We start from the raw sequence: 22,355 nt of genomic DNA, 5'->3' as shown, positions 1-22,355 counted from the left end.
TGGCTAATGCGCTTCCCATGACAAAGAAGATGCGGGTCGATCAGATGCTGGTGGAGCGCGGGCTGGCGGAAAGCCGCGCCCGGGCTCAGGCGCTGGTGATGGCGGGCGTGGTCTTTTCGGGCGAGAGCAAGATTGCCAAGCCCGGATTGGCGATGGCGAGCGACGCTCCGCTCGAGGTGCGCGGACGCGACCATCCCTGGGTCAGCCGGGGCGGGCTGAAGCTCGCCCACGCGCTCGATGCCTTCGCGCTCGATCCCGCGGGCGCCACCGCGATGGATATCGGCAGCTCGACAGGCGGCTTCACCGATGTGCTGCTGCAACGCGGCGCGGCGCGGGTGTTCGCGGTCGATAGCGGGACCAACCAGCTCGCGTGGAAATTGCGGCAGGACGAGCGCGTGACCGTGCTCGAACAGACGTCCGCGCGAATCCTCACGCCCGAGCAGATCGATGCACCCTGCGACTGGGTCGTGTGCGATGCGAGCTTCATCGGCATGGCCAAGGTGCTCGAACGCCCGCTGGAGCTGGCCGCGCCGCATTGCCAGCTCGTCTCGCTCATCAAGCCGCAGTTCGAAGTCGGGCGCGAAGAGGTCGGTAAAGGCGGCGTGGTGCGCGATCCCGCGCTGCACCTGCGAGTCTGCGAAGAGGCGCGCGGCTGGCTCGAAGACGATGGCTGGGTCGTCCAGGGTATCGTCGAAAGCCCGATCACGGGGCCCAAGGGAAACATCGAATTTCTTATTGCTGCAAAAAGAGGCGACTAAAGCGTTAGCAAAAGGTGAAAGCGCCGTGCCAATTCGGTATGGGTCTGCCACCTTGCTTGTCGCTGCGGGAGGGGCGAGACAAGGCGAGTCGCACTTTTCCGTCGGGAGGATCAATGACGACACTGGCTTCGCGCGCGCAACTGCGCGCCAGTTTCATTCGCTGGGCACTGTTCATCGTGCCCGCCATCGTGCTGCTCGGCTTTCTGGCAGGCCAGCTTGCCGGCACGGGGGAGGGCGACCCGTGGTTCGCTGCCTTGGCCAAGCCCGACTTCTATCCCGATGCGCAGCTGTTCCCGATCGTGTGGGGCATTCTCTACGTGATGATGGGCCTCGCCTTTGCGCTGGTCTGCTCGGCCTGGGGCGCGAAGGGTCGCGGGATCGCGATAGTCGCCTTCATCGTGCAGTTCGCGCTGAACCTTGCGTGGACCCCGCTGTTCTTCGGCCAGCACGAGATTACCTATGCGCTGTACCTGATCGCCGCGCTCAACGTGATGATCCTGATCACGATGATCCTGTTTGCCCGGGTGCGCAAACTCGCGGCGGTGCTGCTGATCCCGTATCTCGCCTGGTCGATCTTCGCGGGCTATCTCAATTACGAGATCCAGCAGATGAACCCCGAAGCCGACGGCGCCGACACCACCGGCGCGGTGCAGCGGATAGATTTGTAAGGCGCGCGCTGCGGGCTCTGGACAAACCGGGGTCCGCACGCCATTTCTGAGCTTATGCAGAGCCAGAACCCCATGATCGCCGATTTCGTGAAGCTGGTGAACGGTGCCGCGGGCACCTTCGCCGGGATGACGCGCGAGGCGCAGGAAGGCGCGCGCGAGCGGATCAAGGAAACCGTCGGCGGATTGGACTTCGTCAGCCGCGAGGAATTCGAGGCGGTGAAGGAAATGGCCGCCAAGGCCCGCGCCGAGAACGACGCGCTGGCCAAGCGGCTCGATGCGCTGGAAGCCAAGCGCAAGTAAACCGCGCTGGCGTAAAAGCGCCTGACTCACATCGAAATCTACCAAATGATGGATCGGGTGCGCCCGACCCTTTTGCGCGTTCAATTGCCGCAAGAGAGGTCTTCGCGCCATGTTTACACAACTCGATCCCCCGATCCCGCTCCATGTCCTCGGCAAGGGAGACGGCTATGCGCTCGGCGTCATCGATTACGGGCAGGAACACAACCTGCTGTGGGTGACCGCCATCGATGCCACCGGCGAAATCTGGTGCGCGCCCAACCCCGAAGTGCGGATGCAGGCCAACTGGTCGATGGGCCGCGCACGCTCGATGGCGGTCAAGGCGTCCAAGGAAGCGATGGCGGGGTAAACCGCTTCCCATCGCCGGGCGCTCTGCCTAGCTAGCCGTCATGCAGTTGAAGGCCCCCGCCATCGTTCTCGCGGCGCGCGCGCATGGCGAGAACGCCGTGATCCTGCGCGCGCTGACCGCAGAGGCAGGCATGGTCGCGGCCTATGTCGCGGGCGGGCAGGGGCGGCGGCTGCGGCCCGTGGTGATCCCCGGCAACGTCGTGGAGGCCGATATCCGCGCGCGCTCCGCCAGCCAGCTGCCCTTCGGCAAGGTCGAGCTGGTCACCAGCCGTGCGCCATGGCTCAATGAACCGCTGCCCGCCGCCGCGATCCTGTGGGTCACCGCGCTCACCGCGTCCGCGCTGCCCGAGCGCAATCCCTATCCCCGCCTGTACGAGGCGCTGGGCGGTCTGCTCGATGCGATCTGCCATGCGCCCTCGGCACGCGGCTGGGCCCCCGCACTGCTATCCTACGAAGCGCTGCTGCTGCGCGATCTGGGCTATGGCGGTCTGAAACCCGAGCCGGGCGAACTTCCCGAAACGCTCGACGCGCTGCGCCGGATCGCGCCCGCGCTCGAACGCTACCTGCTTGCCGACCGGCGGGGCGATGCTATGGCCGCGCGCGGTCGGCTGCTCGAGCGGCTGGCGCGGATAGCATAGAGGGGCGAGGCAAGCGCAAGTGCCGGAAATCGCGGTCATCCTGCCCACGCTCAACGAGCGCGAGAACCTTGGCTCCATGGTCGACCGGCTGGGCGAGGCGCTAGGCGGGCTCGACTGGGAAGCGATCGTGGTCGACGACGATAGCACCGATGGTACGGCGGACGAAGCGCGCGCGCTGGCTCAGGCAAACCCGCGCGTGCGCGTGCTCCAGCGGATCGGCCGACGCGGCCTCGCCTCGGCGGTGATCGAAGGGGCCTGCGCGACGCCTGCGCCGGTGATCGCGGTGATGGATGCCGACCACCAGCACGACCCCGCGCTGATCCCCCAGATGCTGGAAATGCTCGAAGGCGCCGATCTGGTCGTCGCCTCGCGCTTTGCGGACGGAGCCAGTGCCGATGGCCTGTCGAGCGCGCGGCGCGAAAAGGGCTCGCGCCTCGCCAACCGGCTCGCGCGGATCCTGACCGGGGTCGAGCTTAGCGATCCGATGAGCGGCTATTTCCTGATCGAGACCGCGCGGGTGCGCGCGCTCGCCCCGCGGCTGTCGGGCATCGGCTTCAAGATCCTGCTCGATATCCTCTCCGTCTCGCCCGAGCGGCTGCGCGTGGCCGAGGTGCCAATGCGGTTCGGCGAGCGGCGCAGCGGGACAAGCAAGCTCGACCGCGCGGTGGCGTTCGAATTCCTCGTCGGATTGTATGAGCGCTACCTCGGCCAGATCGTCCCGACGCGCTTCATGCTGTTCGGCACGGTCGGCGGCGTGGGCGTGCTGGTGCACATGGCGATCCTCGCGCTGTTCTACCCGGACATGACTGCCACTTTCTGGAAGGCGCAGGCCATCGCGACCTTCGCCGCGATGACCTTCAACTTCTGGCTCAACAACTGGCTGACCTACCGCGACAAGCGGCTCAAGACCGTGCCCGCATGGCTGCGCGGCTGGACGGTGTTCTGCGCGGCCTGCGCCATCGGCGCGCTCGCCAATGTCGCGCTGGCGAGCTTTCTCGAAATGCGCGGGGTGGGCTGGGTGCTCGCCGCGCTGGCGGGCATCGTGGTCGGCGCGGTGTGGAATTACGCGCTGTCGAACCGGTTTGTGTGGGGGAGGGTTTAGCTAATGTGGCGTCTGTTCCCAGCTGCCTTCGTCAGCGGCTGCGCCCGCCACAAGCCCTCACCCGGCACCGGTCAAACTATCTCCACCCATCCAGCCACATCCACGTATTGAACGCCTGCACGTCGCCCAGCTCGGCGGCGCTCAGGATCGGGTAGAACCACGCGAACACCGCCACGCTGCCCGCCAGCACCGCCCAATATGCCCAGCCGATCCCGCGCGCCTTCAGCCACTCGATCGCCAGTGCCAGCCCCGCGAGCAGGAAGCAGCTCGGCAGGAAATAGTGGTAGTAGAACTGGATCGGCTTGGCGGCGACGATCCAGAAGCCGATGCTCAGCGCATAGAGGACGAAGACCGCCGCCGCATCGCCCCGGCGCGAAGCCAGCGCCGCCCAGCCGCACCATGCGAGGCCTGCAAGCCCGAGCCACATGGTCAGCGGATTGCCGATCAGCATGACCCCGCGCTGCGTGCCGTCGGTCACCTCGTAGAGATACCAGATCGCGCGGCTGTTCAGCACCCACTGGCCCCAGGTCGACTGGTAGGGGTGCGCCTGCTTCACGCTTTCCTGAAGTTCGAGCATGTGCAGATGCGCGCCGAACAGGTCCATTCCTGCAAACGGCCCGTTCTCCACCTGGAAGGCAGGCCAGAAGGTCGCCGAATAGACCGCCAGCGGCAGCACGCCGAGCCACAGCGCTGCTTCGACCAGCGAAACCCCGCGCAATGGGCCCGCATCTTCATCGGTAAAAGTGTCGCGCAAACGCAGCGCGTCGAGCCGCATCGCGAGGAAGAACAGGCCGAGCAGCGGGGCGAGCGGCGCGGCGTTCCATTTGGCAGCCATCGACAGGCCCAGCGCGATCCCGGCCAGGCCCAGATCGATCCGCGCACGGGCCACGCTGCGCTGACGGCATGCGCTCGCGAACAGCCACAGCGCGGCGAGGAAGAACGCGACCATGAAGATGTCGAGCATCGCTATCTGCGCATGGACGAACAGCAGGAAACCGGTCGCCAGCAACACCCCATAGGCCAGCACCGCATCGCGCCTGTGGCTCGCATGCCACAACGCACGCATCCCCGCGAACAGCCCCAGCGCGCCCGCCAGTGCGGAAAAGATCCGCCAGCCCCCCGCATTGTCGCCCAGCAGCGCGATGCCTGCCGCGATGATCTCCTTGCCCAGCGGTGGATGCTCGGGGTTGCGATACTCGGCGCCGCTCAGCAGGTCGCGCGCGGCTGGAAGATAGTGGATTTCGTCGAAATAGGCGCCGCTCGGCAGCCACAGCCGCCACAGGCAGAGCAGGAAAAACGCCAATGTCAGGCCGAGACAGGCCAGCAAGGGGTCGCTTGTCTGTTCGCGCTCGGCGGTCATCGTGGCTGCGGGGTTAGGGGCGCTTGGTCCGCCCATCAAGCGCGCCTGATACCTTTGGTGGTGCCGATGCCTCGCGAGCGTTGCCGAAGCGCCACGCCCCGCGCGCGGGTCAACCGCCAGCTTGTGCCTTGCGTTCGAGCCAGAACAGCCGCGCGACCATCGCGAGCAGGCCGATGCTGGCGGTGCAGCCGACCAGCAGCGCCCACGGCAGCAGGTTCATCCCCGCCGCCCGCGCGCGCGGCGCGATGAAGAACATTGCCAGCACGGCGCACATGATCAGGTCGATCCACACCTGCAACCCGGTGAGGTTGGCGGTATGGTTGGTGTAGAAACCGACCACGCCCTCGCTGGCGATCTGCGCGGCCGTATAAGCCGCGAATGCCCCGCAAAGAAGCGCAGCGAGGGCAGCATTGCCAGTCTCGCGCTTGGCGGCGAGGATGGTAAGGAGGCCGAGGCTTCCACCGATAAGGCTTGCGATCCAGACGATTTCGAGCGCGGTCATGATGGAATTCCCCGGTTGTGTAGCACTTGCTACACTTCGCCCTAGTGAAATGTAGCGAGCGCTACAAGAGAGAAATGTCCCCAGCACCCTCCCGCTCCGAAAAGCTTTCCCGCGAAACCCTGCTGCCGCGGCTCGCCGCGCACGTGCTCGAACACGGGTTGGGCGGGGCGAGCCTGCGTCCGCTCGCCAAGGCTGCGGGGACCAGCGACCGGATGCTGGTCTATCATTTCGGCAACAAGGAAACGCTGATCGTCGAACTGCTCGACCACATCGCGGGGATCTATTCTGCGGCGCTCGACATGGCGCTGGGCGATACGCGGCCCGCGACCCGGCGCGAATGCTTCGACCGGGTGATGGCGCAGGCTGCCAATCCGGCGATGCGCCCCTTCATGGTGCTGTGGTGGGAAATCGTCGCTGGCGCCGCGCGCGATCTGCCGGGTTACGAGGTGGCCGCGCAGGAAATGATCGCGCGCCAGCTCGACTGGCTCATCCGCCAGATGCCCGCCGACGATCCCGATCCCGAAGGCGGCGCGCGGCTGCTGCTCACGCTCATGGAGGGATCGCTGATGCTCGGCGCGGTCGGCCATACGGGCACTGCGCGCGATGCGCTGCTTGCGGGCGACCTGTCGCCGCCCTAAGCGCTAGCCCCATGAAGAAGACCACCGGAATGGACCGCTCCGTCACCTCGCAATGGCGTGCCGCCACGCAGGCCGTGCGCGGAGGCACCTGGCGATCCGAGCATGGCGAGACGAGCGAGGCGATGTTCCTCACCTCGGGCTATACCTACGACAACGCGGCCGAAGTCGCCGCGCGCTTTGCGGGCGAGGCCGAGGGGATGACCTATTCGCGGCTCCAGAACCCGACCGTCGCGATGCTCGAAGAACGCATCGCGCTGATGGAGGGGGCTGAGGCATGCCGCGTGCAGGCGAGCGGGATGGCCGCGATGACCGCCGCGCTGCTGTGCCAGCTTTCGGCAGGCGACCACTGCGTCGCCGCGCGCGCCGCGTTCGGTTCGTGCCGCTGGCTGGTCGACCACCTTCTGCCGCGCTTCGGAATCGAGACCACGGTGGTCGACAGCGCGGATAACGACGCATGGGAAGCCGCGATCCGGCCCAACACCAAGGTCTTCTTCTTCGAAACGCCGGCCAACCCCACGCTCGACATCGTCGACCTCCAGCATGTCTGCGATCTGGCCAAGGCGCACGGCATCACCACCGTGGTCGACAATGCTTTCGCCACCGCCGCGCTGCAAAAGCCGATGGACTACGGCGCGGACGTCGTGGCCTACAGCGCGACCAAGCTGATGGACGGGCAGGGCCGCGTGCTCGCGGGCGCGGTCTGCGGGACTAAGCAATGGATCGATGAGGTGCTGCTGCCGTTTCAGCGCAACACCGGGCCCAACCTTTCGCCCTTCAACGCCTGGGTGGTCCACAAGGGGCTCGAGACGCTGTCCTTGCGCGCCTTCCGCCAGAGCGAGAATGCGGTGATGCTGGGCCGGATGATGGAACCGCGCGTGCCGCGCATGCTCCACCCCGGGCTCGACAGCCATCCGCGCCATGCGCTCGCGCTCGAACAGATGCGCGCGACGGGGCCGATCTTCGCCTTCGATCTGGAAAGCCGCGAGAAGGCGCATGCGCTGCTCGACGCGCTGCAGCTGATCGACCTGTCGAACAATATCGGCGATTCGCGCAGCCTCGCCTGCCACCCGGCCAGCACCACCCACGCCGGCATGAGCGAGGAAGCCCGTGCCGAGATGGGCGTGACCGAAGGGCTGGTGCGGATAAACGTGGGTCTGGAGGATATCGAGGACCTGCGCGAGGACATGGACCGGGCGCTCAAGGCGGTGGGGCTCTGACAGTCTCCACGTCGCCCCGGGCTTGACCCGGGGCCGGTGCTGTCTTCGACTTTCTCCATGGATAGAGCGTCATCAGGTGGCTGGGTCTACATCATGGCCAATCGCTACCGCGGTGCGCTCTACGTGGGGGTGACGAGCGCCCTGTCGCATCGGGTCATGCAGCATCGCAGCGGAATGGGTTCCGACTATTGTGCCCGTCGCAGCCTCACCCGGCTCGTGTGGGCAGAACATGGGGAATCCATTGAGGCCTGCATCGCGCACGAAAAACGCCTCAAGCGCTGGCATCGGGCGTGGAAATTCGATCTGATCGAGAAGGGCAATCCGAACTATGACGATCTTTTCGACAAGCTCCTCTGAAGAAGCACCACCCCGGATCAGGTCCGGGGTGACGAGGGGGATAGACCATAGTCCTTTAGGCACCCGCCGGAACGCGCGCGTGCGCTCACGTTGTTTGGGGTGAGACCAAACGACAGGAGACGGTGGCGATGGGCGAATATCTGAAGGCGGCACAGGGGCGGATGACCCGCGCGGCGAAGCTGGTCGGCCTCGACGAAGAGGTCGTCGCCCACCTTGAAAACCCGATCGAGACGCTCTCTGCCTCGGTCAATATCCGGCGCGACGATGGCTCGGCGCTGGCGCTGAAAGGGTGGCGTTGCCGCTACAATTCCGCGCTCGGGCCGACCAAGGGCGGCATCCGCTTCCACCCCAGCGTCCATCTCGACGAGGTCGAGACGCTCGCCTTCCTCATGACCATGAAATGCGCGCTGATGGGCCTGCCCTTCGGCGGCGGGAAGGGCGGCGTGGAGGTCGATGCGCACGACCTCTCGACGATGGAGAAAGAGCGTGTGGCGCGCGGCTATGTCCGCGCGATGGCGAAAATCCTCGGGCCCGACCGCGACGTGCCCGCGCCCGACGTCGCCACCGGCGAGCGCGAGATGGCGTGGATGGTCTCCGAATATTCCGAGATCGCGGGCTCGATCCAGCCGCATGCCTTCACCGGCAAGCCGGTTGCGCTCGGCGGCATGGCCGGGCGCACGCCCGCGACCGGACGCGGCGCGCATATCGCGCTGGAGGAGATGCGCGATCTGGTGGGGCTGGGCGAGGACGGCTCGCTGGCGATCGCCTTGCAGGGTTTCGGCAATGCCGGCCGCTGGTTCGCGCATGCGGCCGAGGAAGCCGGCCACAAAATCGTTGCGGTCGCCGATTCCTCGGGCACCGTGAGCGACTCCGACGGGCTCGATATCGACGCGCTGGCCAAGGCGAAGGACGAAGAAGGCAAGGTCACCGCTTACGCCGGAGACGGCGAGGGTGAGGGCGCGCAATCCTCGGACGATGCCGAGGCAGTGCTGACTACCGAATGCGATGTGCTGGTGCTCGCCGCGCTGGGCGGGGTGATCGCCGATGAGGACGACGCCAAGGTGCTCAAGTGCAAGGCGATCGTCGAGCTTGCCAACCGCCCGGTGCTACCCGCTGCCGACAAGGCGCTGGCCGATGCAGGAATCGAGGTGGTGCCCGATATCCTCGCCAATGGAGGCGGGGTGACGATCAGCCACGCCGAGTGGGTGCAGGGCCGCCAGGGCATCGACTGGAGCGCCGACGATGTGGACGATTATCTGGAAGATACCATGGCCGACGCCGCCGATAATGTGCGCGAAGTGATGCAGGACCACGACACCGACATGCGCACCGCCGCCTATGCGGTAGCGTTGAAGCGCCTGTGCGCCGCGATCTCTGCCCACGGCACACGCGCGGATTTCGGCCAGGGGTAACCGATGGGCGGGCCCCCTCTCGCCTGGTGCCTGATGTTTTGGCGCAACAGGTGTGGGCAAGGTGGGGCGCGCCGCCTTGCCCTCGCCCCGAATCCCATTACGCTCCCGAATCACGATGAAGAACCTGTTCGATCATGCCGCCACGACCGACGAGATCACCGTTCGCGTCTCGGTCAATTTTCTGCCTGAGCAGAGCGATCCCGCGAACGGCAAGTGGTTCTGGATTTATCATATTCGGATCGAGAACGCTTCGCGCGAGCGGGTGCAGCTGATGACCCGCCACTGGCGGATCACCGATTCGCAAGGGTTGGTCCGTCATGTCGATGGTGAAGGCGTGGTCGGCGAACAGCCGGTGCTGACGCCTGGCCGCAGCCACGACTACGTCTCGGGCTGCCCGCTGACGACGCCGTTCGGTTCGATGGAAGGCTTCTACACCTTCCACCGCGAGGACGGATCGCCGATCGAGGTGCGCATCCCCTTCTTCCCGCTGGCGGCGCCTGCGACGGCGCATTGAGGCGGGGGCGCGCTCGATAATCGTCGTTGCGAGGTCCGGCCGCCGCAGGTCGGGACGAAGCAATCGCGGGGCGAGGGAGAGCGAAGTCGGAACCTGCGACCGTTCTGCGCCCCCATTTTGGTCGTTCCACCGTTTATCGCAGAGGCCCGAAAGCGGTCATTCACCCAGCCAACCGGGGATAGCAGCTTTACGCGCCAATCTTGGTCGTAAGCGATCGTCGCGCCCTATAATTACTTCTCGCTGGTTCTTAGATGGCGGTCGAACCAGCTGTCCATCTCTGCACGGACGTCGTTCCAGTTCTCGATGAGCGAATGGGAGCCGCCATCGTAAATTTTGAGGCGATATGGTCGGCCAAGACCTTGAAGTGCCAGCGCCATGCGGATTGTGTCCTCCGGTTGAACCCTCTCGTCCGCAGTGCCGTGCAGCAGGAGGATCTGCGTTCTTGGCGACAAGCGCTCGGGCCACTCAATCGGTGAGAGCGCGGCGAGAATTCCATCCTTGTCGCTCTCGTAGTCGGCGATCGTAAAGGGATAGACGTGTTCGTCGAACTCGGCGCGTCGCGGCGCGTGGACGAGATCGGTCGGCCCGGCCTGAATGATGGCAGCATCGATCCGGTCCGTTCGGGCAAGGAGATCGTAGGTAAGGCTCCCGCCCCGGCTCGCTCCCCAGACACCGATACGGTCTGCATCGGCGGCGGGCACATGGTCGATCAACTCGATTAGCGATAGCACATCGCGTGTGGCACCGCCGTCCAAGCTCGGCTCTCCGTCGCTGCCGCCTTCGCCGCGGTAGGCAGAGGCGAAGACGATGTAGCCACGCTCTGCCAGGCGGACGAATTCGAGCAGATCGGCGAGAACGATGCGGCCCCATTGCATCGTTCCGCCGTGGTTGAAAATGATGACCGGGTGTGGCCCGGCATCGCGCGGCGCGACCATGAAGCCGCGAATGCTCAAATCGTCGCTTCGGTATTGAATACGGTATATCTCGGCATCGGTGCTGGTGGCCGCTCGCCTGTAGAGATCATCGGGGAAAGCCGTGGCGTACTCCTCGGCCGCTTTCTCTCCCCCCGGTCCGGAGCGAATGAAATCAAGCCATTGGACGCGGGTCTCGAACGGCAGTTCGTATCGCTCGACAGAAGTGAAAGGCATATCCGCTTTATCGGGCACGGAAGCATGAGCCGCGAAAAACCCCATACCCACGATGAGCGTCCAGAGCATCCATGCAAGGTAGATGGAACCGCACAGCTGCAATCCGACTCTGCGCGCTGAAATCGACGACCTTTCCCGACGCGCCTGCGACGCGACCACTCGTGAAGTCATGGCCGCAAAACTCTTTCGCGAAGGTGACAATAACGCCTCGATGAACACCAAGCCCCTCGTGCGCGAATGGTTGTCCAGCAAACCCAACCGGGTGGTTCCGGATTACCAAGGAAGCAATGTGCCACAAGCGCCCAAAGGCAATCGCGTTTCAGAGGCAATCCGGTTCCAGGAACGGCCCTTCATGGCGCCGACCGCCATCGGTCGGCGCCACATCTTTGCCCGTCAGAAGTGGAAGCGAGCGGTGACACGTATGTCGCGTCCCGCCAGCGGGGCGTAGTCTTTCAGCACGCTCGCATGCCGCCGCGCCTCTACATCGAGCAGGTTGTTCGCCGACAGGATGAAGCTGGTCGCATTGTCCGCCATTGGCGTCCAAACAATCGATGCGTTGACCATCGTATAGGCGTCGGTCGTGGTCTCGTATTCGGCAACGCGGTCCTGTTCGAATGCATGCTCCACCTCGACCCGAGCGCCGAATTTCTCGGCCTTTGCCTCCAGCCCTGCGAGCAGTCGCAGCGGCGGAATGCGCGGAGCCGGGTTGGAATCGTCGATCGTCGCGTGGACATAGTCGCCCAGAATGTCGCCGCGGATCTCCGTGCCGCCGACCTGTGCAAGCCTCGCCGAGAACTCGCCCTCCAGTCCGTAATAGCGGGCATCGGCCTGTGCGTACTGGAACACCGGTAGGCCATCAGCGAACGTGCCCGGCTGATAGTCGTAAATATAGTTGTCGAACCAGTTATGGTAGGCGGACAAGGCAAAGCGATAGCCTTCGCCTTGCCCTTTCAGGGTTGCCTCAAGCCCCCAGCTCGATTCCTTCTCGAAATCCGGATCGCCGATTTCAAATGCCTGCGTCCCGATATGGGGACCATTGGCAAAGAGTTCCTCTGCCGAGGGCGCACGTTCACTGCGCGAGCCGTTGAGGCCGATGCGCAGCCCGTCCATCAGCGGGTAGCTCGCGCCAAGAGAGAAGGAAAAAGCATCGAAGCTGCGCGCGATGTTTCCATTGCCGAGGTCGGCATCCGCATCTGCGTCGATATTGCTATGCTCATACCGGGCGCCTGCTTCCGCCCGCAACGCTCCGAAATCCTTCGATTGCAGGGTGAAGATGCCGAATTGACGTGTTTTGTTGGCGGGCAGGAATTTCTCTTCGCCCTCCACATCGAAATCGCGGATGAAGAACTGTCCACCGATCGCGCCAGTCCAGCCATCGCGTTCCGACTGCACGGCCTCGATGCGACCTTCGTAGCCTTCATTGAAGAAGCTCGTGCCGATGCCGCCGTCCGATTCGATTTCGTCATGCTGGTAATCGGCTCTGGCTGCGCGGACGCTGATCCGCTCTATGAAGCCATCGCCGGTTTCGAGTTCGCCGCGAACGTCGACCCGCGTTTGCTGCAAGTCGAGGCGGACGCCGCTGTGATCGTGATCATGGCCGCCACCGCCGCCATGGTCGCCTTCGAGCTCGAAGCGCCCCGGCACACCGTAAAGGTTGTCATAGCGGGTCACGGCGAAACCGATCGAGCCGCCGCTACCAATATAGGACAGACCACCGGAGATTTCGGTCGTTTCGGCGGCGCTGTTTGCCAGCTTGCCCCGCTCCTCGGCTTCCTCGAGAAGTTCGGGTTCGTCGAATTCGCGCGCATGCTCGGCCGCTTCGGCGCGAATCTGGCGGGAATAGAGATAGCCGCCGGTGCGCAGATCGGCGGTATTGAGATAGGATCCATCGGCATGGAACACGATGTTCTCGGTCACCGGTATGTTGATCACACCGCCGATCGACGTTTCGTCAGCCGCGCTGCCGTAAGTGGCAATCACGTCGAAATGCGCGGGCGCGGCGGGTACGGTGCGCGGAATTCGGTTGTCGATGACGTTCACCACGCCGCCGATCGCCGATGAACCGAACAACAGCGATGCCGGTCCGCGCAAGACCTCGATCCGCTCCGCGGTCAACGGATTGATCGCCGTGGCATGGTCAGCCGAGGTGTTCGACACGTCGATGCTGCCGATGCCATCGGTCAGAATACGGATCCGCTCACCCTGAAACCCGCGCAGAACAGGGCGCGACACGTTGGGGCCGAAGCTGGTGGCCGACACGCCAGGCTGCCTCGCCAGCGTATCGCCGACGGTGGGGCGAAGCTCGCGCGTGAGCTCGGTTCCGGTAAGCACCGAAGTGCCCGACAAAACATCGGTCTGCGCACGTGCAAAAGGTGCCGTGACGATGATTTCCTCGCCCGCAACATCATGGAGGCCTGTCCGATCCGCCGAGTCCTGCTCGGGCGTGGAGGAAGCCGAACCGGTCGCAACAGTATCCTGCGCGAAAGCCGGAGCGGTCATGGTCAGCGTGATGGCGGCTGAACTGAGCAGCGCGGTGCGAAACATTCGATTTATCCCTTGTGTGGCTGGAGAGCGCCGCCTAAGGGAGACGTTATCTCATTACAACCATCAATTCACCGGCTATGTGATGCACATGACCGGTGCGAATGTGCATCTGACCAGCCAGAATGGGGATCGACGTTGTCACAACTGACGTTACATAATAATATCTCAAACCGGCGCAAGGCCGCCAGGAACGCCGCCCACGCGACAGCCCTCGATACGGTTTTCGGTCGCGCAGTGCGCACCGGCGTGTCGTGCTCGATTGTGGCGCTCTCGCTGGCGCTTTTCGCTTCGGGCGCCAGCGCGCAAACCTCCCCATCCCAAGCTGAGCTGTCGGATGAGGGGCCACAGACCGTCGCTGCCGACCCGGGCACGATCTCCGGTCGGATTACGAACGCGGCCGATGGCACGGCGCTGGCCGACGTCGAGGTATCGGTGGATGGCACACGCTACACCGCAGAGAGCGAGGCCGATGGTACGTACCGCATCATCGGGGTTGCTCCGGGCGAGCATACCGTCTCGTTCCGCCGGTCGGGATTCGTCGAAGGTGAGCGAACGGTACGCGTTTCCGATACGCAAGGGGCGATCGCCAATTTGGAAATTGCGCAAATTTCCGGCGCGGACGCCGATGTCATCGTCGTGACCGGGAATGCCCTGAGCACCCAGAGGAGCACTTCGGCACCGGTATCCATCATCACCGCCGAGGATATCGAGCGCAAGCAGATCAGGAACATGACCGACCTGCTTCGGGGTGAATTCGCCGGGGTGTTCGCTCTCAATTCCGGGCTCAACGACTGGACCACGCAGGTCATTACGCGTGGCGAGACGTCCTGGAACTACGGCACCAGCGACCTCAACGGCGACTACATGAAGATTTTCATCGACGGCGTCGAACTTGCCCGGCCGACACTGCTGTCGACCCTCGACCCCCAGACGATCGAGCGTATCGAGATCGTTCGCGGCCCGCAGGCGGGCACCATGTATGGTGCCGAGGGCGCGACGGGCCTGATGAAGATCGTTACGAAGAAAGGCAGCAACGACGGTCGCCTGCGCGTCGATGCGAAGGCATCAGTCGGTGTCATGGACAGCGATTACACGCCCGATGGCGTCACGCCCTACGTGCATGACCACTCGGTTCAGCTTTCGGGCGGTGACGACGATCTCGGCTATCGGCTGGGCGCGAGCTATCAGTCCATCGGGGAATGGGCGCAGCGCTACGATTCGGAAAGCCTGGCATTTTCCGGCGGCATCCGCGCGCGGCGCGGACCGTTCACTGCCAGCCTGAGTGCGTTCCACAACACCCGCGAACTCTACACCGCCAACTTTTCCTATTCGTGCACCTTGCCGAACCGCGCGGACACCGCGTCCTGCCTGCGCTACCGTGAGCCCGGCGATAAGGAACGGGGCCTCCACTACCCGATGACCGAGACGCTGGTCGCGCTTACCCTCAACTACGAGGCGGCGCCGAACTGGCAGCACACCGTCACTCTCGGTCAGGACAAGCAGTCTTTCGGGTACGAAGGCGGCTACAGCGAGACGCGTAACTATTACCAGAATACCGACTATACCCGCCGGACGCTTCGCTACTCGACGGTTTACGATCTCGACATCAGCAGCGATTTCGACCTGAAGATGACGGCGGGTGCGGACGCCGTATTCTACAAGGACCGGGAATTTTCCATCAATTCGTTCACCTACGTGGATGGGAAGCCCGACCTGTCGACCGCCCAGTTCGTCGATAATCACGCGGATAGCTGGGACAATTTCGGCTATTTCGGCATTGCCGAACTCGGTTTTCGCAACCAGGCCTACCTGACGCTGGCAGGCCGGGTGGACAATGGCATCCGCTTTGTGGGCGATTCTGAAACCAGCCAGTTCCAGCCTCGCGTGGGGCTTGCCTATGTGTTCGACGAGGGGCCTGCCACCCTGAAATTGCGCGGACAATGGGGCGAAAGCGTTCGCCCGCCGATCGATGAAAGGGCGATCAACGGCGGCTATGGTTTCAATGTCTATTATCTGCCCAATCCCGATGTCGGTCCCGAGAGGAAAGTTGGTTGGGATGCCGGCTTCGATCTCACGTGGGCCGGTATCGGCACCCTGTCGGCGACGCGCTTCGACGAAGAAGGCCGCGATCTGATCATGCCAGTGGATTTGCGTCCAAGGGTCGCACAGTATCAGAATTTCGGGGTCGTCACGAACAAGGGCTGGGAATTCGAGGGCAATGCATCCTTCGGTCCCTTGTCCCTTCGCGGCAACCTGACCTTCATCGACAATCGGATCAAGGAACTCAGCAACTTCTATCAGGACGAGGAGGATCCGCTCTACCAGGAGGGCGACCGGCGGCTCAGCGTGCCCAAGTTTATCGCTGGGGTAACCGCTACGGTTTCGGTGCTGGGCGGAAGCGTAAGTGCAAACGCATTCTGGCTTGGTCCTCGGCGGCAACTGGACGGCGCGGCAAGAACCCGCGCCCAGTACGGCCTGGAGCCCGATCGGCCCACGACGCGAGACTATTACGTCGACGTTCCGACGCTTTGGCGCCTGAACCTGCGCGGCGAGATGCCGGTCAACGACTGGCTGAGCGTGTTCGGCCAGGTCGACAACGTTCTGAAAGACCAGGACTCGGATCGCTCGACCACCACGATCGCGCCCGGCCGTGTCGTCCTTATAGGCGCTCGCACCAGCTTCTAAGGCTGGATTGCGTTGGAGGGCCGGGCGCGTGATTTGGCGCTGCCCGGCTCTCCAACTGACTCGAAAAGGGTCGGCATAGCGAGGTTGCGCGCGCTTTGTCTGTAGGTTTGGCACCTATGGCCACGCATCGTCGCGCCGCCACAGGTTAAGGGCTTTTACTGGCCTTTGTTGCACTATCATCTATCCCATCGGCCAAGCGGAATTGCCTCTGCGTCGTGTCAAATGAAGGCCAGCTTCACCGCCAGCGCCACGAAAATCAGCCCCGCACCCTGATTCAGGCGGGCCTGGCGCATGGGTGCGCGCCTGATCCAGGCACCGACGGGATGCGCCATCCACGACACGAGCGAGAAGCACAGGGCAGAGCATGCCATGAAGATCGCGCCGAGCACCATCATTTGCCCTGCCACATTTCCCCTCGCTGGCTCCGCAAATTGCGGGAGGAATGCGAGGAAAAAGATCAATACCTTGGGGTTGGTTACGTTCATGATGGCGGCACGTCGGTAGATTGCTCTGTCGACTACGCTCCCCGCTTCCTTCTCTCCTATCGGCATGCTGGCTGTGCGGAAGGCCCGCCAGGCAAGGTAGAGGAGGTAGCCTGCGCCGAGATAGCGCAGTGCGGCAAAGGCGGTGGGCGATGCCTGAACCAGCGCAGCCACGCCCAGTGCGACGGCGGCGGTGTGCACGATCAGTCCGCTGCACAGGCCAGCGGTCGCCAACAGACCTGCTCTGCGCCCGCGAACCATCGATTCGGTCAGTACGAACACAAGGTCGGGCCCCGGCACAAATGCAAGCACCAAAGATGCCATTACGAAGGCGGGAAGGTCGGATGGGATCACTATCATGGCAGGTCCTTGAGGTTGGGTCTGCGATGATATGTGCAGCCGCCCGGTGATAGGCCGCGATTATCCTAGTCGATTACTCGAAAGATGCGTCAAACACGCAGATTAATAGATTCCCATGCGAAATTGTTGCATGGAGCGTAGGTGACTTTAGATTCCTATGATCTCCGCCTGTTGGATGCGATCCAGCGTGACGCCAGCCTGACTAACGCCAAGCTTGCTGAACATGTGCATCTCTCCGCCAGCCAATGTGCGCGTCGGCTCGACCGCCTTCGCAGCGATGGCCATATTGAGCGGACGGTGGCGATATTGAGCCGCGAGCGCCTTGGTCTCGCGATCCTCGCACACATAATGGTGGGCTTGCGCGAACATACGCGGGATCAGAACGACGCTTTTCAGCGCTGGGTACGTGACACGCCTCAAGTGCTGGAATGCTTCATGCAAAGTGGCGAGGTCGACCTGATATTGAAAGTGGCCGTGAGCGACCTTGGCGAGCTCGCGGATCTGATCGACCGCCTTATCGCCATCACGGGGGGAGTGACCGCGCTTAAATCCTCGATCGTTCTCCGCGAAATCAAGTCAGGTCCCGAACTGCCCATTCGTGGAGCGCGCCGGGAAACCTAGTCTCTCTTACGAGACAGCCGGTTCTTCGATCTCCGGTCGCATGTCGAGATAATGATCGTCGATCAGCTGGCGATAGACGCCTTCCACATTCGCGTCGCGCCACGCATCGAACTGCTTGAGCGATGACCAGCGCGACAGATCGATCGTTTTCTGGATTTCCTCCAGCGAGCGTCCCTCGATGATGCCGGTCAGGACACCGTCATGCAGCGCTTCGATGTAGCCCAGATAGAACTCCACGTCCTCGCGCGAACCGATGTCCGCATGCCCGCCCACGAATGTTTCGAAAGGAACCCTTGCCAGCACGGCGCGGGTCGATGCGATCATGCCGAGGATGTCATATCCATCCAGCGACTGATAGGGCATGCGTCCGAGCACGATCCAGTCGACGACATGCAGCACATCCTGCGCGGGAAAGCGCATCGAGACCGAGCCCTTGCCATTGTTCGCGCCCCAGTAGGCCAGTTCGACATTACTGCCCCCGGGCAGATCCAGCGAGAAGGTGTCGGCGAAGGTGATATCCGGCATGCGAACCTTGGCGCGATTCAGCTTCCAAGTCTGTGCGGCCAGTTCATGAGCAATGAATTGCGTGCGTCCATCATCCAGCGCTTCGCCGCCATAGGCATGATCGGGATGGCTATGGCTATAGATGACATGCGTAACTGGCAGACCAGGAAACCGCTCGGCGAGTTCGGTCCGCAGCCAAGACGCGGCATCCCGGCTGAGCGGGTCGCCTACCACGATCCCGGCATCGTGAACCAGGAAGACCGAATGATAGGGGCCGGCGGTCCATCGGTAGAGGTCTTCATCGACCTGCTCGATCGCCCTTGCCTCGAGGTCCTGCGCGTGTGCGACGGGGATCTGGAAGAGGAAGGAAGCGCCGATAACGAACAGACTGGCGAAAAACAAAAAAACGAGGCGCAACATCAATTCCAATCGGTAACCACTATTGTCGTTAACACCGGGGCGAAGAGCGATGTTCCCGTGCCAAGACAAACGGCCCATCACGTGCCGCTTTGAGCAGGAAGGGCTTTCGATACCCTTCCCGCGACCTGGCGATCGATGCCAACCAGCGATGGCACACAGCCTTCGTCCAGCGGCGACGGATGAACTCGTCGAATTTGGCATTGGGGTTCGGGCATGTGTCAAGTCGGGTAAGAAGCCTTACGTGCTGACCACCTGAAGCCAGACTGTTCGCTCCGGCCCAAAATGGCGCCACTCTCAGCGTTACCTCCTTGGCTAATATCGGCCAAGGAGATGAACGATGGGATATTCACGATTTGACTCTGCCATTCAGGGACGTGTGGCATGGAACGCTGGTAAGAATGTTGGAACGAAGCGACCGCTAACGCAGAAGCAGATATGGGCAATTCGCTTCCACCTCGATCGCGAAGGCCGATTGAGGGATAAGGCTCTCTTCGATCTCGCCATCGACAGCAAGTTACGCGGCTGCGATCTGGTGAAGATCAAGATTGGCGACGTGGTTGCCGGCGCTGACATCCGCAATCGTGCGATTGTCATTCAGCAAAAGACCAGTCGACCGGTGCAGTTTGAGATTACTGCCGATGTGCGAGCGACACTACTAGCTTGGCTGGAGCGACGGGGCGGTTCAACGGGCGATTATCTCTTCCCCAGCCGCGTCGATCCTGCGAGGCACATGAGCACGCGCCAGTATGCCCGCCTCGTCGATGAATGGGTGACTGCAATCGGGCTTCGGAAGTCCGAATACGGGACGCACTCGCTTCGCCAGACAAAAGCGGCGATGATCTATCGGGCCACCGGCAATATTCGTGCTATCCAGATTTTGCTGGGCCACAGCAAGATCGAGAACACGGTTCGCTATCTCGGCGTCGATGTCGAAGACGCCTTGCTCTTGGCAGAGCGCACCGAAATTTGATGCATTAAGCAGTCGGCCAACGGCGCTGGTCGACCGCCTTGGGGCAGCTGCCTCGCAAAACCGTACCACCGTCGTGGGGAGCTGCTGACTAAGGCATCTGCACCACCGAACGGCAGCTTTGCCCATTGTCGCGCCTTAAACCGGTCAGGCCGCTACCGGCCCAGAAGCCGCCGCGCGGAGCGCGGGTATCGAGAGGCTGCTCACACCCCACAGTTCGCAATAGCGCGCGCTGAATCGATGTCCTTCGGCAAGCTCCGGGTTCGCGCTCTCGCGCAGCCCGGGCGCCCCGTTCGCGTAACCCGGCTTGCCGCACGCGCCCTCGCTGGCTAGCGGTTGGCGCGATATGAAGCGCACGCTCCTGCCCCTCAACGCCCTTCGCGTCTACGATGCTGCCGCGCGGCACCTCTCCTTCACCAAGGCGGCGGACGAGCTGGCGGTGACGCCGGCTGCCGTGGGCCAGCAGATCCGCGCGCTCGAGGATCATCTCGGCACGGTGCTGTTCCGCCGGACGAGCAAGGGGCTGGAGCTGACCGAGGAAGGGCACGCGGGGCTCGACGCGCTGCGCGACGGCTTCCTGCGGTTCGAGGAAAGCGTGGCGGCGATGCAGGCGGGCCAGTCGGTCGATCGCTATGCCATTGCCGCCCCGCGCGGGATCCTCGAACACTGGCTCGCCCCGCGCCTCGCCGCGTTTCAGGCCGGGCAGCCCGGGGTGCGCTTCCAGCTGCGCGAGCGGGAGAAGGCGGATTTCTCCGAAGCCAATCTCGACCTCGCGATCTGGCTGGCGGAGGGGCCGGGCGACTGCCCCGGCGAACAGCTGACCCGGCCCGAGTGGGTCACCGTGGCGCCGAAGAACGCGCCGCAGGCTGAGGGCCGCACGATCGGCTGGCCCGGGGATGGGCGGGACGAAGGGGCCGAGGCCGCGGGCGAACCGTGCATCGCGGTTGGCAGCGCGGGGCAGGCGCTCGCCTGCGTGGTCGCGGGGATGGGCGCCGCGCGGGTGCCGCATGCGCTCGCCGCCGAAGCCATCGCGGCGGGCACGGTCGCGGTTGCGCAGGGGCCCGAGGACGGTCGCCGATCCTACTGGCTGCTCGCCCCGCCGCCGCAGTGGCGTCAGAAGAAGGTCCGCGCGCTGGTCGACTACCTCAAGACAACGCTCTGAGCCCCTGCCGAGCTTCGCGGCAGGATTCCCCGGCGGAAATCGCACTTCCTACCGCGCCATTAACCATCCTCGCACATGAATCGGTAGGGATGTTCTGCCTAAGCCGGGACCCGGAGCAACACTCGGGGCCTTGCGCAAGAATGTCGAAGCCGGTCAACATCGTGGATTTTCCGCATCGGGATTCTTCCCCCACGCCGCCGCCCGCCGATCGGCGCGAGAACGAGCGCCAGATCGCGACCTTCCGCACCTGCTGCGTGATGCTCGACGGCGTCGCGCACCCCGCCATCCTGCGCAACATGAGCAACGGCGGCGCGATGTTCGAGGCGCTGCTGGACGTCGATCCCGGCACGCACGTCACCTACTGGTGGGACGGGATCGACCCGGTCGAGGCGCGGGTCGCGTGGGTCGATGGCAACCGCATCGGCGTCGCCAACCTTTCCGGCCCCGCGCACAAGATCGAGGTGCCCCGCCCGCGCGCCACGCGCGTCCCCGCACGCCTGCAGGTGCGCATCTGGTCGGGCTGCACGGGCTGCTGGGCGGAGATGCACAATATCTCCATGTCCGGGATCGCGGTGACGGGGCTGGAGGGCATCGCCCCCGGCACGCTGTGCACGATCGAGCTGGGCGGCCAGGCGCTGCACAATGCCAGCGTCGTACGGACCGAGGACGGCATCACCGGCATCCGCTTCGAACGCCCGCTGCCGCCGACCCGGCTGATGGAGCTGCTCGAAGGAGTCGGCCCCGCCAGCCGCGTGCCGACCGATCCGGTGGCGCCGGGCAAGGGCGCCGACCCGCCCTCTGCGCCCGACGGCGAGCCGGACCCGGACCCGGTCGAAGGCCCGCCCGCCAACGCCCCGATCCCGCTGCGCCGCTTCCTCTAGACGGATCCGGCCCTCTCTTCGCGTGCTGCGGTGCGCCGCGTACGGATCTTCGCGAGCTTCGCATCGATCGACGCAAAGATCGCCGCCTCGTCTCTCTTCCTCTGGCGCCGCTTCGGCTCCAGCACCTCTTCACGGATGCGTTCGTAGAGCGGATGCCCGGGCGCGACATGGCTGTCGGCGGCGTAGCGCGCGGGCAGGCGATGCCGGAGGAGGAAGCGCAGCAGCGCGTTGTCGGGCTTGTGAGTCCTTGGTTGCCCTACCGGTAAGGCTAATGCCCAGCTTCGCTTCCGCTGCTTGAGGGCGGTCGCCTGACACACCTGACACACTGTTATGGGCAAAAAAATCCCTCGTTTCTGCGAATGTCGTTTGGCGCGCGCAACAGGCCTCAAGCAGCGGAAGCGGTAGGCCTGGCAAAAAAACGCACACAATCCTCCAGCCGCTGCACCCCGTGCTCCAGCGCCGCATCCCACGCGCCGGCAAACCCCTCCGCCCCCGGCTTGGCGCGCAGGCGGTAGAGCGCCTCCATGCTCTTGCCGCGTCGCCTTATGTAGCGGAGCGGTAGGCAGAAAGATGACTCGCGCGCCGCCTGCGTGACGATCCCCGTCGCCGCGAGCGTCGCGACAAACCCTGTCCTGAGCCTGTCGAAGGGCGCCGCTGCCGCTCGGGCGTGATCGAGTTGCCGCGCGGAGCTGCGTGCAGGTAGGGCGCAAAGGCCAGCAGCGGATCGTCGTCCTCGGGCGGATCGCCGGTCCAGGCCACGGCGGAGGTCG

At 64.1% G+C, this 22,355-nt stretch carries 24 protein-coding genes; 16 read left to right on the top strand and 8 right to left on the bottom strand.

What is annotated here, in order from left to right:
• Positions 1 to 17 precede the first annotated feature (17 nt).
• The 6 genes from AAG612_RS07595 (at position 18) to AAG612_RS07570 (ending at position 3,811) form a co-directional block, all read left to right on the top strand.
• Positions 18 to 758 carry a TlyA family RNA methyltransferase gene (locus tag AAG612_RS07595; RefSeq protein WP_342508912.1) on the top strand — a complete coding sequence of 247 codons (741 nt, stop codon included), beginning with the start codon at positions 18 to 20 and terminating at the stop codon, positions 756 to 758.
• A gap of 113 nt (positions 759 to 871) precedes the next feature.
• The gene (locus tag AAG612_RS07590) at positions 872 to 1,426 is read left to right on the top strand and encodes a TspO/MBR family protein (protein WP_342508910.1); all 555 of its coding nucleotides are present in this window, start codon (positions 872 to 874) and stop codon (positions 1,424 to 1,426) included.
• 54 nt (positions 1,427 to 1,480) lie between these two features.
• Positions 1,481 to 1,726, top strand: a complete 246-nt coding sequence (locus AAG612_RS07585) for an accessory factor UbiK family protein (protein ID WP_342508908.1) — start codon at positions 1,481 to 1,483, stop codon at positions 1,724 to 1,726.
• Between the two features lie 109 nt (positions 1,727 to 1,835).
• Positions 1,836 to 2,072, top strand: coding sequence for a hypothetical protein (locus AAG612_RS07580; protein WP_342508906.1), 237 nt, complete (start codon positions 1,836 to 1,838; stop codon positions 2,070 to 2,072).
• 40 nt (positions 2,073 to 2,112) lie between these two features.
• Positions 2,113 to 2,709, top strand: a complete 597-nt coding sequence (gene recO, locus AAG612_RS07575; RefSeq protein ID WP_342508905.1) for a DNA repair protein RecO — start codon at positions 2,113 to 2,115, stop codon at positions 2,707 to 2,709.
• 19 nt (positions 2,710 to 2,728) lie between these two features.
• A complete protein-coding gene (locus tag AAG612_RS07570; protein WP_342508903.1) occupies positions 2,729 to 3,811 on the top strand; it encodes a glycosyltransferase family 2 protein in 1,083 nt (360 codons plus the stop codon).
• A gap of 76 nt (positions 3,812 to 3,887) precedes the next feature.
• Here AAG612_RS07570 and AAG612_RS07565 read toward each other — a convergent pair whose 3' ends face one another.
• Together AAG612_RS07565 and AAG612_RS07560 are read right to left on the bottom strand one after the other, a co-directional pair.
• Positions 3,888 to 5,171 carry a phospholipid carrier-dependent glycosyltransferase gene (locus tag AAG612_RS07565; RefSeq protein WP_342508901.1) on the bottom strand — a complete coding sequence of 428 codons (1,284 nt, stop codon included), beginning with the start codon at positions 5,169 to 5,171 and terminating at the stop codon, positions 3,888 to 3,890.
• Between the two features lie 109 nt (positions 5,172 to 5,280).
• The gene (locus AAG612_RS07560; RefSeq protein ID WP_342508899.1) at positions 5,281 to 5,673 is read right to left on the bottom strand and encodes a hypothetical protein; all 393 of its coding nucleotides are present in this window, start codon (positions 5,671 to 5,673) and stop codon (positions 5,281 to 5,283) included.
• A gap of 74 nt (positions 5,674 to 5,747) precedes the next feature.
• Here AAG612_RS07560 and AAG612_RS07555 point away from each other — a divergent pair, with 74 nt between their 5' ends.
• The 5 genes from AAG612_RS07555 (at position 5,748) to apaG (ending at position 9,811) form a co-directional block, all read left to right on the top strand.
• A complete protein-coding gene (locus AAG612_RS07555) occupies positions 5,748 to 6,311 on the top strand; it encodes a TetR/AcrR family transcriptional regulator (protein WP_342508897.1) in 564 nt (187 codons plus the stop codon).
• 11 nt (positions 6,312 to 6,322) lie between these two features.
• Positions 6,323 to 7,528, top strand: coding sequence for a trans-sulfuration enzyme family protein (locus tag AAG612_RS07550; protein ID WP_342508894.1), 1,206 nt, complete (start codon positions 6,323 to 6,325; stop codon positions 7,526 to 7,528).
• Between the two features lie 57 nt (positions 7,529 to 7,585).
• A complete protein-coding gene (locus AAG612_RS07545; RefSeq protein WP_342508892.1) occupies positions 7,586 to 7,885 on the top strand; it encodes a GIY-YIG nuclease family protein in 300 nt (99 codons plus the stop codon).
• Between the two features lie 128 nt (positions 7,886 to 8,013).
• On the top strand, positions 8,014 to 9,297 hold the full coding sequence (locus AAG612_RS07540; RefSeq protein WP_342508890.1) for a Glu/Leu/Phe/Val family dehydrogenase: 1,284 nt from the start codon (positions 8,014 to 8,016) through the stop codon (positions 9,295 to 9,297).
• Between the two features lie 115 nt (positions 9,298 to 9,412).
• Positions 9,413 to 9,811: a Co2+/Mg2+ efflux protein ApaG gene (gene apaG, locus AAG612_RS07535; protein WP_342508888.1), complete on the top strand. Its 399-nt coding sequence runs from the start codon at positions 9,413 to 9,415 to the stop codon at positions 9,809 to 9,811.
• 230 nt (positions 9,812 to 10,041) lie between these two features.
• Here apaG and AAG612_RS07530 read toward each other — a convergent pair whose 3' ends face one another.
• A complete protein-coding gene (locus AAG612_RS07530) occupies positions 10,042 to 11,217 on the bottom strand; it encodes an alpha/beta hydrolase family protein (protein ID WP_342508886.1) in 1,176 nt (391 codons plus the stop codon).
• Between the two features lie 135 nt (positions 11,218 to 11,352).
• Entirely contained in the window at positions 11,353 to 13,503 is a 2,151-nt protein-coding gene (locus tag AAG612_RS07525; RefSeq protein WP_342508884.1) for a TonB-dependent receptor domain-containing protein, read from the bottom strand.
• A gap of 246 nt (positions 13,504 to 13,749) precedes the next feature.
• Between AAG612_RS07525 and AAG612_RS07520 the strand changes: the two genes are divergently transcribed.
• Complete coding sequence (locus AAG612_RS07520; RefSeq protein WP_342508882.1) at positions 13,750 to 16,188, top strand: TonB-dependent receptor; 2,439 nt, start codon at positions 13,750 to 13,752, stop codon at positions 16,186 to 16,188.
• A 218-nt stretch (positions 16,189 to 16,406) separates the two neighbouring features.
• Here the strand turns inward: AAG612_RS07520 and AAG612_RS07515 are convergent, their stop codons facing one another.
• On the bottom strand, positions 16,407 to 16,994 hold the full coding sequence (locus AAG612_RS07515) for a LysE family translocator (RefSeq protein WP_342508880.1): 588 nt from the start codon (positions 16,992 to 16,994) through the stop codon (positions 16,407 to 16,409).
• 177 nt (positions 16,995 to 17,171) lie between these two features.
• Between AAG612_RS07515 and AAG612_RS07510 the strand changes: the two genes are divergently transcribed.
• The gene (locus tag AAG612_RS07510) at positions 17,172 to 17,651 is read left to right on the top strand and encodes an Lrp/AsnC family transcriptional regulator (RefSeq protein ID WP_342508879.1); all 480 of its coding nucleotides are present in this window, start codon (positions 17,172 to 17,174) and stop codon (positions 17,649 to 17,651) included.
• 6 nt (positions 17,652 to 17,657) lie between these two features.
• Here the strand turns inward: AAG612_RS07510 and AAG612_RS07505 are convergent, their stop codons facing one another.
• The gene (locus AAG612_RS07505; RefSeq protein WP_342510318.1) at positions 17,658 to 18,575 is read right to left on the bottom strand and encodes an MBL fold metallo-hydrolase; all 918 of its coding nucleotides are present in this window, start codon (positions 18,573 to 18,575) and stop codon (positions 17,658 to 17,660) included.
• Between the two features lie 337 nt (positions 18,576 to 18,912).
• Here AAG612_RS07505 and AAG612_RS07500 point away from each other — a divergent pair, with 337 nt between their 5' ends.
• The 3 genes from AAG612_RS07500 to AAG612_RS07490 all read left to right on the top strand — a co-directional run bounded on the left by AAG612_RS07500 (position 18,913) and on the right by AAG612_RS07490 (position 21,585).
• Positions 18,913 to 19,545, top strand: a complete 633-nt coding sequence (locus tag AAG612_RS07500; RefSeq protein ID WP_342508877.1) for a tyrosine-type recombinase/integrase — start codon at positions 18,913 to 18,915, stop codon at positions 19,543 to 19,545.
• 343 nt (positions 19,546 to 19,888) lie between these two features.
• Positions 19,889 to 20,704 (top strand): LysR family transcriptional regulator, encoded by an 816-nt coding sequence (locus AAG612_RS07495; protein WP_342508875.1) that lies wholly within the window; start codon positions 19,889 to 19,891, stop codon positions 20,702 to 20,704.
• Between the two features lie 140 nt (positions 20,705 to 20,844).
• Positions 20,845 to 21,585, top strand: coding sequence for a PilZ domain-containing protein (locus tag AAG612_RS07490; RefSeq protein ID WP_342508873.1), 741 nt, complete (start codon positions 20,845 to 20,847; stop codon positions 21,583 to 21,585).
• Here AAG612_RS07490 and AAG612_RS07485 read toward each other — a convergent pair.
• Together AAG612_RS07485 and AAG612_RS07480 are read right to left on the bottom strand one after the other, a co-directional pair.
• Positions 21,582 to 21,902: a hypothetical protein gene (locus AAG612_RS07485; RefSeq protein ID WP_342508871.1), complete on the bottom strand. Its 321-nt coding sequence runs from the start codon at positions 21,900 to 21,902 to the stop codon at positions 21,582 to 21,584. The genes AAG612_RS07490 and AAG612_RS07485 overlap by 4 nt on opposite strands.
• Before the next feature lie 68 nt (positions 21,903 to 21,970).
• Positions 21,971 to 22,111 carry a hypothetical protein gene (locus AAG612_RS07480; protein WP_342508869.1) on the bottom strand — a complete coding sequence of 47 codons (141 nt, stop codon included), beginning with the start codon at positions 22,109 to 22,111 and terminating at the stop codon, positions 21,971 to 21,973.
• Positions 22,112 to 22,355: the final 244 nt, after the last annotated feature.

Source organism: Citromicrobium bathyomarinum, from assembly GCF_038594605.1.
GTDB lineage: Bacteria > Pseudomonadota > Alphaproteobacteria > Sphingomonadales > Sphingomonadaceae > Alteriqipengyuania > Alteriqipengyuania bathyomarina_B.
This window is presented reverse-complemented; position numbering and strand designations above follow the sequence as displayed.